This window comes from Bacillus sp. S10(2024) (assembly GCF_050473865.1).
Taxonomy (GTDB): Bacteria; Bacillota; Bacilli; order Bacillales; family Bacillaceae_G; genus Bacillus_A.
Window position 1 is genome coordinate 3,138,183 of record NZ_JBFLUR010000002.1, and the last position, 11,596, is coordinate 3,149,778.

Here is an 11,596-nt window from a genome sequence, read left to right on the forward strand (position 1 = left end):
CGCCTTCTCTCTTCTATGAAACACTTCCCTCACCATTAAACACGTTTACACCAGTCCTGCACTGTCCAAACTTGCGTCACCCATTCTTCATAAAAATCTGGTTCATGGGAAACGAGCAGAATCGTGCCTTCATATTGCATAAGAGCTTGCTTCAGTGCTTTCTTTGCCTGAACATCTAAATGATTTGTCGGTTCATCTAAAACAAGTACATTACTTTCTGTTAACATTAATTCACATAAGCGTACTTTCGTTTGTTCCCCGCCACTTAATAAGCAAAGCGGCTGTAAAATGTGCTCTTCTGTTAAACCGCATCTTGCTAATGATTGCCGAATTTGTTTTTGCGTCATATCTGGACGCAGTGACCATACTTCCTCAAGCGGTGTTTGCTCCGTGGCAAATTCTTCTTGTGCAAAATAAGCTGGGTTTACTCGCTCTCCTATTTGCACCGTACCACTTAACGGCAGCAAATACCCGAGCAATGTTTTTAACATTGTTGTTTTCCCAATCCCGTTATAGCCGACGATAGCAATTTTTTCACCGCGTTTTATTTGTAAATCAATAGGACTAAATAAAGGCTCTTTATAGCCAATCTGCATATCTTTCGTCTCTAAAATTCGGCTAACAGGATCCAAATGCACATGAAACATAAAGCGCGGTTGCAGTGCAGAAGTTGGCTTTCCGATTTCATTTATTTTTGCTAATACTTTTTCACGACTCTTTGCTTGTTTTGCTTTACGAATTTTATTCTTCTGAATAAAATTCTTTAATCTTTTCATTTCCTTTTGCTGCCTATCATAAGCTACTTGTAATTGCTGTTTATGTTGCCCATAGTTTGTTATGAATGTTTGATAATTACCTATATAGCGTTTCAGCCCTTTATGTTCTAAATGATAAATGACATTCGTAATTTCATTTAAAAACCTTTCATCATGCGAAACGACAATATAAGCATGTTCGTAATTTTTCAAGTACCCTATAAGCCATTCAATATGCACGTTATCGAGATAGTTTGTTGGTTCATCTAGTAATAAAATATGCGGCTCTTCTAATAATAATTTTCCTAATAACAGTTTTGTTCGTTGGCCACCACTTAGTTGTTCCACAGCACGATCCATACCAAGTTCTGAAATTCCTAATCCCGCAGCAATCATTTCGATTTTTTCCTCAATATGATAAAAATCAGAATGCTCTAATACACTTTGTAATTCTCCGTATTGTACTAACAATTGTTCCAGATTATCACCTGTTGCCATTTTCTCTGCGATTTGCAGCATCCTGCTCTCGATATCATACAAGTGGGCAAAGGCACTTTGTAAATACTTCATAATTGTTGTGCCAACCTGTAAATCGATATGTTGCTGTAAAAAACCGATTTTCATCTGAGGAAACCATTCAATTGTTCCCTTATCAGGAAGTAACTCTCCTGATAATATTCGTAGCAATGTCGATTTTCCCGCTCCATTGCTCCCTACAAGACCAACATGCTCACCTCGAAGTAATCGAAAACCAATATTTTGAAAGATTATTTTATCCCCATACATATGGGTAAGATTTTCAACTGATAACATACTCATGTTACTCTCTCCTTTTCGCTTCATATTGAAAGCCAAACGAGAGAACAGTACAAAAAACAATATTCAATTCACTAAACGTAAAAATGGATAAGGCAAACACACCTTATCCATTACAAATTATTATCGCAAAAAAGGAATAAGGTTCTTTATCTACTGTCTTTCGGTTGGCTTTTACTCAAAAATTGGGCAGACTACTCCCTTATCAAGCCAAAACCATTTGAAGAACAGTTGATAAAGTCATCTTATCCTTTCACCTCTTTATAAATTATTATTTGTATATAGAATAAACAAAAATCATACATTTATTCTATCATATGCTATATTCTGCAAATTTGTTAAGATTCCTTCTTAAAATCTAACAAAAACCCCTTAACAGTAATTGGACCAAAAACCGTTAAGGGGCAACATCTTATTTCCTCATATAAGGAGCCAATATTTTCAATATCTCTGTTTTATCTTCTTTTAACTCTTCTGACGTTAACATGTCCATCGTTCTAGGACGCGGCAAATTTACTTTCACTTCGCCAACAATTGTTGATGGTTGCTGTGACATAATGAAGACACGATCTGATAACAATATCGCTTCATCTAAATCATGCGTAACCATAATGATTGTTTGTTTCCCTTTTTGCCATGATTCTAATAACCAGCTATGCACTTCCATTTTTGTAAATGCATCTAGTTTTCCAAAGGGTTCATCAAGCAACATAATCGGTTTATCACATAAATACGTTCGTAAAAAGCTAACACGCTGCCGCATTCCACCTGATAAAGCATCTGGGTAATGATCTGCGTATTCATCAAGTCCAAATTGCCTTAGCGCTTCCATACCAACTTCTAATCGTTTTCTTTTGGATTTCCCTTCAATTTCTAAAGGTAATACAATATTATGAAGAGCAGAACGCCATGGAAGCAAAAGATCTTGCTGCGGCATATAGCTAACAACGTTACGATTCATAACGGATTGATCTTCGTAACATACATCTCCATCATTTGCTTGTTCAATCCCCGCAATAATGTTTAATAACGTACTTTTTCCGCAACCACTTGGTCCAACGAAAGAGACAAATTCCCCCTCTTGAACCGAGACGCTCATATGCTCTAGCACTGTTTTCCCATCAAATGTTTTCGTAACGCCTTTTACTTGTAATCCGCTCATTTCTCACTCGGAAGGAATTCGTTCGTAAAGGCCGCTTTCACATCAATTTTCTTTTTAATGACTTTATTGTCATATAAGAAATTCATATAATTGGTCCATACTTCTTCCTTCTGTACTCCCCACGCTTTCGCATCATCTTGGTATTTCGTACTTAACCATTTTTGGCTTTCTTGTACGAGCTCTTTATTAATGTCTGGTACATTTTTAATTAAAATATCCGCTGCTTCTTTTGGTTCCTTAATTGCAAAGTTATAGCCATCTGTTGTTGCTTTCATAAACTTCTTCACAAAGTCTTTATCTTGTTTTGCGTGTTTTTCACTTGTAATAATAACAGGGCTATAATAATCTAACGCTGGATTTAAATCTTTTAGCATAATCGTGTTTAACTCAATGCCTTTTCTCTTTGCTTCAATACCATCCCAGCCATAATAGATCCACTCAAAATCAGCATCACGTCCAATAGATTTAAAGAAATCTGTTTGTCCAAGTACAACTTTTTGTACTTTATTATAATCTGCTTGCTGCTTATCCATAATTGTTTTTAATGTCGCTTCTTCAGCTGGTGCTCCCCAGCCACCATATCGTTTTCCTTCAAATGCTTTTGGAGATGTGATGTTATCCTTTTTTAGAGATGCGAATGCAGATGTATTATGTTGAATAACCGCACCAATTGATACAACTGGAATATCTTCAACACGAGCTGTTGTTACATTCTCTTGATAACTTACACCAAAATCAGCTTTTCCTGATGCAACCATTTGTTCAGCAGACGTATTTTCACCTGGCTGAATAATTTCTACATCTAATCCTTGTTTTTTATAATAGTCTTTCGTCTTTGCTACATATAAACCAGTATGGTTTGTATTTGGAAACCAATCTAATACTACTTTTACTTTCTGCTCTTTACTTTCTTCTTTCTTCCCTGCTGAGCAGCCTGCAAATGTAAATAATAAAGAAGCTGCTAATAGCGCTTTTAACCCTTTTTTCATTTCTCTCCATCCTTTCTGTAAACCCATGGTGCTGTTAGTCTTGCCATAAATTCAACAATAAAATACAAGAATAGCGTTACAAAGGCAATCACAGCAGCGATTCCAAACACACGAGCTGTTAAAAAAGATTTCGTTGCCCTTGTCAGCATAACCCCTAAACCTTCACTTGCCCCAAGCCATTCCCCAATAATGGCCCCCATTACGCTATATGTAACGGCAATTTTTAACCCTGAAAAAAAGTATGGCAGTACTGCTGGAAATTTCACTTTTTGATAGACTTGCCACTTACTTGCCCGCATTGTTTGAAGTAACTTTAGCATAGATTGATCTACCGTTTGAAAACCTTCTAAAATACTAAGTGTAACGGGAAAGAAGCATACAAGAATAACAACCATTACTTTTGGCAGCATTCCGTAGCCAAACCAAATAATAAATAAAGGTGCGAGTACAACGATTGGAACCGTTTGTGAAATTACTAATAATGGATTGATTAACACACGGCATAACGGAATCACATCCATAATAATTGCAATGATCGTTCCAAGTATAATTGCAAAAAATAATCCTATGAACACTTCTTGCAAAGTCTGCACCGTATTGGGAAGCAGTAAATCTTTCATTTCTATCAGTTCATGTACAATTGCAGAAGGCTTCGGCAAAATCCACGGTTCAATATGGAATATCGAAACAGCTCCTTCCCATATGGCGATGAGAAGGAAAAGCCAAATTGTCGTAGTTGCTATGTTAGATCGTTTCTGTTTTTTCATGTTCTTCACGATACTTCCATACTTTTTCATCAATCGTTACGCCTGTGCTTGGACGATAGTGAATTTTTATAGAAGTAATGACTTCTTCTGCTCCATCATCTATGCAAGCTTGCTGCGCACGTTTAATAATATCAAGAAGCTCGTTTAAATCCCCTTCCATCGTCGTTTCCATCGCGCCAACTTCAAAGCGCACACCTGATTGCTGAACAACCTCAATTGCTTTATCTACAACCGTATATACATCTTTATGCTTTGCTTGTGGTACAACTGAAAATGAAACTGTAACTTGCTGTGACATACTAAATTCCTCCCCATATTAAATAAATTTCATGCAAAAAGAAAAGGCTTTCCTGCAGCGAAGCAGGAAAGCCTTATATACAAGTTATCATAGAATAACAGTCGCTACGATTCTTGATACAACTCCCTACGCTGGCATTATCCAGATCAGGTTAAGGGTCGATGTATTGTTACATCCTCTCAGCCACATAGGCTCCCCTGTTTCAATTCGTTTTCATTGTAGCACGGATTATTTTTATGAACAAACAAATTTATTTTTTTCCTGTAAATACTATTTTTAGGTGCTCTTCATACAGGAAATCATACCCAACAATTGATGTAGAGAAATGCAATTTGTGTGAAAAATGGATGTGTTAATATCTCTTAATTTTGCATGATAGACCCATTCAATTATTACGTCTCTGCTGAACTTCTAGTCATGGTAATTGTATCGGGTCTTGCTATGATAAAGGTTGATGGGCATGGGTACACCGCATAGTTTAAAATTATTGCACTTGTTCTAGAAACCGTTGAACTTCTTTTGGTGATTTTAAGATAATAACCTTTTTATCACTAGATAATTGATCCAGTCTTTTTAAAATTGCAGGTCTTTTGGTCGTTGGATATTCCCATATCCATTTAAAAAATTCAAGTTCAAATCTTTCTTCGCATCCTTCGCCCATATCTGGTCTTGTTCTATTTCGATATTGTACTATTCTTTTGAACGCACGATAGATGCATATTGTTCTATAAATATCGAGAAAGATAATTGTATCAGCTGCGTTAAGTCTTATTTCCATTGTCCCACCGTAATTTCCATCTATAATCCATTCATCTTCTTTAATTAAATTATTTTGTACTTTTCTTTGTTCATCCTTTGGAATACCTACCCAATTCGGTTTCCAAAATAATGCATCAAGATGATAAACATTCATTTTTAGCTTTTCTCCTAAATGCCTTGCTAATGTAGATTTCCCTGAGCCACCCGAACCAATAATTACAATTTTTCTCATAAAATCCTCCTCCCCAAAAGGTAATAATCTTTTTTAAACAATCGTGCATTACGTTTCATAGCACAGACTTTTTCATATACAACACAGAATACAAATTTCCTCCTAAAAATAAAAACCTGTCAAAACGACAGGTTTTTATTTCTAATCACCACTTGCAATTTATCAGAATCATGCTGCTATCCCATTTGTTACTGATAGTAGCTTATCTTTTCGATTCAAATCTTTACACAAAAAAGGACCAATGTTATAAAAACATTGGCCTAAACCAACCCTATCAGTCCGGTAACTGGCTAGCATAGTCTCATTTGACCTTAGCTCCTATAGCTTTGCGACCTTGCGTTTCCACAAGTTTGCCTTTCTCGAGAACGAGTTGAACGATATGGGAGTTTTACGAGAATTAAACAATTCTCTGTCCACAGATTACAACATTTAAATCAATTTGTCTACTTATTTACACATATAAATTATAAAATTTTAAAACAATCCTCTTGTAACATAATGTTAACAAACAGGGCAAATCACGTTTTTAATGGTAACTTACAAATGATTCAAGGTTCTATTCAAGGACTCGTAACGATTGCACCATGGCTATTTGCACTTGCACTATTCGTGCTATCAATCTTGTTATATAGCCAAGCTGCAACGGTAGGTGCGATAGTACCGCTTGTATTAACACTTGGCATTTCACCAGCACTATTGATTGCGATGTTTCCAGCTGTAAACGGATATTTCTTTATCATTTTATCTCAGAAGACCCCTTCTTCAAACGCGTGAAGGGCAGAGCTGGGTCATCTATAGATACTTCGGATTGACGGTATAGAGAGCTTCTCTTGTTGAACGGAGGAGGTTTCGGAACCTGTTGTCATCGGAGCAAGAGGTACTGGAATCCCCCACTTCAAGTGGCGTTAGCCGGTAAGTGGGGGGAGTTCAATCCAAACTACGGAACAATCGTTGCGGCAATTAACTTTGACCGTACAGGTACAACGCGTATCCGTAAATATGTGTTAAATCATAGCTTTATGATTCCGGATCTTGTCGCAACAATTACATCAATTGGAATTGGAATGCTTCTCGTTTCACTGATGTTTTAATTCAGAAAGAGCTAGCCTTTACAGGGACTAGCTCTTTTTAATCAAACGTTTGTTTAAATATTTATCCCGCTATTCATGGACCCTCAAGCGCGAAGCAGTAGGTGGGGAAAGCTCAATCAATAACTTCGATACTATATCCTCTCTTCTTCATCCCAATTTGCACTTGCTCAACATGCTCTTTATCTTTCGTCTCAAGAGAAAGATGAAGCTGTGCATAACCTGGGAATACTTTCGATCCAATTCTCTCTAAATGAATGTGAGGAACATTTGCTTCTAAATCGGTGATAATTTGTAATACTTGCTGCAATATTTCTAGCCCAATTGTTCCTTGTTCAACGATCACACGTCATCAAATGGATGAACAAATGTCGCTCCAGTTCGCTCTTTTAAATCAAGTGCATAAGCTAATGCTTCATTTTTTCATGAGCTGCTATAATATTTTGTAACGTAATCATGTTGTCGCCTCTGAAACAGTATATTCATACACTTTAGTTTCAACGGCACAATTTGTTTTATACAAAAAAAGAACCATTTCTGCACATGAGAAATCGTTCTTTTCATATATGAACCCGTTATTTTTTTACTAACTCCGCTAATTTTTTCGTACTATCAAAAGGGGAATCTGCTAAACTAATTGCTGAAATCACAGAAACTCCATCCGCCCCGGCTTCCACGACAGAAGCAGCATTGTAGGCGGTAATCCCACCAATACCGACAATCGGAATTTCAATACCACTTTCACGGAAAAAACGTAATCCTGCCGTTCCTTGTACCGCTTTTGCATCTTTTTTCGTGGTTGTTTGAAAAATCGGTCCTACTCCTAAATAATCCGCACCATTTTCAATCGCAAAACGAGCTTCTTCTATTGTATGAGCGGACACACCAATGATTTTATCCCCCATTTTTTCACGTACAATCTGAATGTTTTCATCATCTTGCCCAACATGAACCCCATCTGCCTCTAACGCTAGTGCTAATTCCACATCATCATTTACAATAAAAGGAACATGATACTCTTTACATAAGGATTGCAACTGCTTTGCAAATGCATATCGGATTTCCCCCGTTAACGCTCCGTCACCTTTTTCACGGTATTGAAAAAGTGTAACTCCACCATCAAGTGCTTCTTTCATAACTTGTAATGGATCTTTTCTGCAATTGTTACTTCCCATAATAAAATACACTTGTAATAACTCCGACATCTGCCGTTTATCAATACGTGCCATTTCCCTCATCCCTTCTTAACGAATTTCTTCAACATTTCCATATTGTTCAACGTCTTCTGCCTTAACGCTTGCTAACTGATTTAAAAATTCAATTTGGAAACTTCCCGGCCCTTGTTCAGCTGTTTTACTTACAGCAATTTCTGCCGCTACACCGTAAAATGTTACCGCCGCAACAGCCGCTTTTACATAATCGTTTTCGATTGCTGCAAACGCTCCGATAACGGATGTTAATAAACAACCCGTTCCTGTTACTTTCGTTAAAATGGGATGACCGTTACGAAGAATGAAAGTTCTTTCTCCATCTGTTATCACGTCTTCTTTTCCAGTAATAACGATAATTGTGTTTAGCTGCTCTGCTGCTTGTTTCGCAACTGAAACAACATCACCATTTCCTCCCCCTGCATCAACACCTTTAATCTCCCATTTCTCATCAATCACATTTGCTATTTCTGCTGCATTGCCACGCATGATTGCTAGCTTTACTTCACTTGGAATATACCTTGCCACTTCTGTTCGATACGAAGTTGCCCCAGCACCGACCGGATCAAATACAACTGGTACATTGTGCGTATTTGCTGACTTTCCAGCAATAAGCATCGCCTCTACTTCTTCTTGGTGAAGTGTTCCCATATTTAAAACGAGCGCTCCCGCGATACTTGCCATTTCAGCTACTTCTTCTTTCGCATATGCCATCACAGGCGATGTACCTAATGCCAGTAATCCATTGGCAGTAAAATTTGTCACAACGACATTTGTAATATTATGAACAAGCGGATTTCTTTCTCGTACTGTCTCAACTACTTGTGCAATTTTTTTCATTTTCATATGTATCTCTCCTTTTTTATAACGGGAGATATAGCAAAAAAGACACTTTTGCGCATGCAAAGTGTCTTCATAATGTGCTTTTTACACTCTCCCTACGCTGGCATTACCCAACAGGTTCAAATGGTCAACGACGGATTAGCCGTACTCTCAGTTTGCATCCACAAACTCCCATGTGTTTTCTTATTCATCTACTTCAGTAGTCTACTCCGTTTCTATTGAAATAACAAGTTGAAAAAAAGATATAAAAACCTCTTTTTTCGATAGGTGAGAGCACCTGGCCATGCATAGGAGCGGTCATGTTGTGTTTTGCATAGCAGCGACTTAGAAACATGAAAACTACAATATGGTTCAAATCTTCGGAATAACTGAATCCGAAGGGGATGTATGCTATAGTTAACTTACGGAAATTGAAAGGATGTTTGAAATATGGCAAAAAGTGTAATAATTGCTGAAAAACCTTCTGTTGCACGTGATATTGCGCGTGTATTGAAGTGCGATAAAAAAGGAAATGGTTACATTGAGGGCAGTAAATATATTGTTACGTGGGCTTTAGGGCACCTCGTTACATTAGCAGACCCAGAAAGTTATGATGTGAAGTATAAAAAGTGGAATCTAGAAGATCTTCCGATGCTGCCGGAACGCTTAAAATTAACGGTGATTAAACAAACTGGCAAGCAATTTAATGCTGTGAAAAGTCAATTGACTAGAAATGATGTAAATGAAATTATCGTAGCTACAGACGCTGGTCGCGAAGGTGAATTAGTAGCTCGTTGGATTATTGATAAAGTTAGAATGAATAAGCCGATTAAACGTCTATGGATTTCATCTGTTACCGATAAAGCAATCAAAGATGGCTTTGCCAATTTGAAGCCAGGTAAAGCGTACGACAATTTATACGCTTCAGCGGTTGCCCGTTCGGAAGCTGACTGGTATATCGGCCTTAATGCAACACGTGCATTAACTACAAGATTCAATGCACAATTAAATTGCGGTCGTGTTCAAACACCTACTGTAGCGATTATTGCAGGACGTGAGGACGAAATTAAAAACTTCAAAGCACAAACCTACTACGGTATTGAAGCACAAACAACAGAGAAGTTAAAGCTTACTTGGCAAGATGGGAAAGGCAATAGCCGCAGCTTTGATAAAGAAAAAATTGATGCGATTGTGAAAAAATTAGGAAAGCAAAATGCGACTGTAGTAGAAATTGAGAAAAAACCTAAGAAGTCGTTTGCTCCTGGTCTTTATGACTTAACAGAGTTACAACGTGATGCAAATAAAATTTTTGGTTATTCTGCAAAAGAAACATTAAATATTATGCAGAAACTTTATGAACAGCACAAAGTATTAACATATCCGCGTACAGATTCACGTTATATCTCATCTGACATTGTAGGAACACTTCCAGAACGTCTGAAAGCTTGCGGAGTAGGTGAGTATCGTTCTTTAGCCAATAAAGTCTTAACGAAACCAATCAAAGCTTCTAAATCTTTTGTTGATGATAGTAAAGTAAGTGATCACCATGCAATCATTCCAACAGAAAGCTATGTAAACTTCTCAGCTTTCGCAGATAAGGAGCGCAAAGTTTACGATTTAGTTGTAAAACGTTTCTTAGCAGTTTTATTCCCTGCTTTCGAATACGAACAACTAACGTTACGTGCAAAGATCGGTGATGAAAATTTCGTCGCACGCGGCAAAACAATTGTGAATTCTGGCTGGAAAGAAGTATATGAAAATCGCTTTGAAGATGACGATGCAGCAGACGACTTGAAGGAACAAATTTTACCTCGCATCGAAAAAGGCGATACATTAAACGTAAAACTAATTGCAGGGACAGCTGGTCAAACGAAGCCACCTGCACGTTTTAATGAAGCGACATTACTTTCAGCAATGGAAAATCCAACAAAGTACATGGACACGCAAAACAAACAGCTTGCAGACACATTAAAATCAACCGGCGGACTAGGTACAGTTGCTACACGTGCTGACATTATTGATAAATTGTTCAATTCGTTCTTAATTGAAAAACGTGGCAAAGACATTCACATTACATCAAAAGGCCGTCAATTACTGGATTTAGCACCAGAAGAGTTAAAATCCCCTACACTAACTGCTGAGTGGGAGCAAAAACTTGAGGCCATTGCGAAAGGAAAATTGAAAAAAGAAGTATTTATTTCCGAAATGAAAAACTACACAAAAGAAATTGTTTCCGAAATTAAATCGAGCGATAAAAAATATAAGCACGACAACATTTCCACAAAAACTTGCCCAGACTGCGGCAAACCAATGCTAGAAGTAAACGGTAAAAAAGGAAAAATGCTTGTATGCCAAGATCGTGAATGCGGCCATCGTAAAAATGTATCCCGCACGACAAATGCACGCTGCCCGCAATGTAAGAAAAAACTAGAACTTCGCGGTGAAGGAGAAGGCCAAATCTTCGCATGTAAATGCGGCTATCGTGAGAAGCTTTCCTCATTCCAAGAACGTCGTAAAAAAGAATCAGGTAACAAAGCAGATAAACGTGCCGTTCAAAAATACATGAAACAGCAACAACAGCAGGAAGAACCTCTGAATAATGCATTAGCAGAAGCATTAAAGAAATTGAAGTTTGATTAAAAGGAGTTGGCTTGCCAACTCCTTTTTCCATGCCCACTAATATATCGGCGCCTCGACGTT

General features: G+C 37.5%; 10 protein-coding genes, 2 pseudogenes and 3 riboswitches. Of the genes and pseudogenes, 3 read left to right on the top strand and 9 right to left on the bottom strand.

The features are described from left to right. Nucleotides 1-35 precede the first annotated feature (35 nt). The 6 genes from AB1280_RS15955 to AB1280_RS15980 all read right to left on the bottom strand — a co-directional run bounded on the left by AB1280_RS15955 (nt 36) and on the right by AB1280_RS15980 (nt 5,778). The gene (locus tag AB1280_RS15955) at nt 36-1,574 is read right to left on the bottom strand and encodes an ABC-F family ATP-binding cassette domain-containing protein (RefSeq protein WP_429756426.1); all 1,539 of its coding nucleotides are present in this window, start codon (nt 1,572-1,574) and stop codon (nt 36-38) included. Between the two features lie 409 nt (nt 1,575-1,983). Next, nucleotides 1,984-2,733 carry an ABC transporter ATP-binding protein gene (locus AB1280_RS15960; protein ID WP_429756427.1) on the bottom strand — a complete coding sequence of 250 codons (750 nt, stop codon included), beginning with the start codon at nt 2,731-2,733 and terminating at the stop codon, nt 1,984-1,986. Then, entirely contained in the window at nt 2,730-3,722 is a 993-nt protein-coding gene (locus tag AB1280_RS15965; protein WP_429756428.1) for an ABC transporter substrate-binding protein, read from the bottom strand. The genes AB1280_RS15960 and AB1280_RS15965 overlap by 4 nt, the downstream gene beginning before the upstream one ends. After that, the gene (locus AB1280_RS15970) at nt 3,719-4,519 is read right to left on the bottom strand and encodes an ABC transporter permease (RefSeq protein ID WP_429756429.1); all 801 of its coding nucleotides are present in this window, start codon (nt 4,517-4,519) and stop codon (nt 3,719-3,721) included. The genes AB1280_RS15965 and AB1280_RS15970 overlap by 4 nt, the downstream gene beginning before the upstream one ends. Further along, a complete protein-coding gene (locus AB1280_RS15975) occupies nt 4,467-4,787 on the bottom strand; it encodes an MTH1187 family thiamine-binding protein (RefSeq protein ID WP_272188845.1) in 321 nt (106 codons plus the stop codon). The genes AB1280_RS15970 and AB1280_RS15975 overlap by 53 nt, the downstream gene beginning before the upstream one ends. Before the next feature lie 106 nt (nt 4,788-4,893). Further along, nucleotides 4,894-4,996: riboswitch (TPP riboswitch) on the bottom strand. A 275-nt stretch (nt 4,997-5,271) separates the two neighbouring features. Further along, on the bottom strand, nt 5,272-5,778 hold the full coding sequence (locus AB1280_RS15980) for a DNA topology modulation protein (protein WP_429756430.1): 507 nt from the start codon (nt 5,776-5,778) through the stop codon (nt 5,272-5,274). 278 nt (nt 5,779-6,056) lie between these two features. After that, nucleotides 6,057-6,143, bottom strand: a riboswitch (cyclic di-GMP riboswitch). Between the two features lie 160 nt (nt 6,144-6,303). Between AB1280_RS15980 and AB1280_RS15985 the strand changes: the two are divergent. Both AB1280_RS15985 and AB1280_RS15990 read left to right on the top strand, forming a co-directional pair. Then, nucleotides 6,304-6,516: pseudogene (locus AB1280_RS15985) on the top strand (anaerobic C4-dicarboxylate transporter family protein); the annotation flags it as partial. Between the two features lie 161 nt (nt 6,517-6,677). Next, on the top strand, nt 6,678-6,869 hold the full coding sequence (locus tag AB1280_RS15990; RefSeq protein ID WP_429756431.1) for a hypothetical protein: 192 nt from the start codon (nt 6,678-6,680) through the stop codon (nt 6,867-6,869). Nucleotides 6,870-6,981: 112 nt separating this feature from the next. Here AB1280_RS15990 and AB1280_RS15995 read toward each other — a convergent pair. The 3 genes and pseudogenes from AB1280_RS15995 to thiM form a co-directional block, all read right to left on the bottom strand. Continuing rightward, a pseudogene (locus tag AB1280_RS15995) lies at nt 6,982-7,176 on the bottom strand (threonine ammonia-lyase); the annotation flags it as partial. A gap of 265 nt (nt 7,177-7,441) precedes the next feature. Continuing rightward, nucleotides 7,442-8,095 carry a thiamine phosphate synthase gene (thiE, locus tag AB1280_RS16000; RefSeq protein ID WP_429756432.1) on the bottom strand — a complete coding sequence of 218 codons (654 nt, stop codon included), beginning with the start codon at nt 8,093-8,095 and terminating at the stop codon, nt 7,442-7,444. 15 nt (nt 8,096-8,110) lie between these two features. Beyond that, a complete protein-coding gene (gene thiM, locus AB1280_RS16005; RefSeq protein WP_429756433.1) occupies nt 8,111-8,920 on the bottom strand; it encodes a hydroxyethylthiazole kinase in 810 nt (269 codons plus the stop codon). Between the two features lie 72 nt (nt 8,921-8,992). Further along, nucleotides 8,993-9,102, bottom strand: a riboswitch (TPP riboswitch). 244 nt (nt 9,103-9,346) lie between these two features. On the opposite strand from thiM, the gene AB1280_RS16010 reads away from it, so the two are divergent. Continuing rightward, nucleotides 9,347-11,536, top strand: a complete 2,190-nt coding sequence (locus AB1280_RS16010; protein WP_429756434.1) for a DNA topoisomerase III — start codon at nt 9,347-9,349, stop codon at nt 11,534-11,536. Nucleotides 11,537-11,596: the final 60 nt, after the last annotated feature.

Excerpts from the sequence above, each read along its gene's own strand:
- AB1280_RS16010 (WP_429756434.1), top strand. The coding sequence starts at position 9,347 with ATGGCAAAAAGTGTAATAATTGCTGAAAAACCTTCTGTTGCACGTGAT.
- AB1280_RS15980 (WP_429756430.1), bottom strand. The coding sequence starts at position 5,778 with ATGAGAAAAATTGTAATTATTGGTTCGGGTGGCTCAGGGAAATCTACA.
- AB1280_RS15955 (WP_429756426.1), bottom strand. The coding sequence starts at position 1,574 with ATGAGTATGTTATCAGTTGAAAATCTTACCCATATGTATGGGGATAAA.
- thiM (WP_429756433.1), bottom strand. The coding sequence starts at position 8,920 with ATGAAAATGAAAAAAATTGCACAAGTAGTTGAGACAGTACGAGAAAGA.
- AB1280_RS15975 (WP_272188845.1), bottom strand. The coding sequence starts at position 4,787 with ATGTCACAGCAAGTTACAGTTTCATTTTCAGTTGTACCACAAGCAAAG.
- thiE (WP_429756432.1), bottom strand. The coding sequence starts at position 8,095 with ATGGCACGTATTGATAAACGGCAGATGTCGGAGTTATTACAAGTGTAT.
- AB1280_RS15960 (WP_429756427.1), bottom strand. The coding sequence starts at position 2,733 with ATGAGCGGATTACAAGTAAAAGGCGTTACGAAAACATTTGATGGGAAA.
- AB1280_RS15965 (WP_429756428.1), bottom strand. The coding sequence starts at position 3,722 with ATGAAAAAAGGGTTAAAAGCGCTATTAGCAGCTTCTTTATTATTTACA.
- AB1280_RS15970 (WP_429756429.1), bottom strand. The coding sequence starts at position 4,519 with ATGAAAAAGTATGGAAGTATCGTGAAGAACATGAAAAAACAGAAACGA.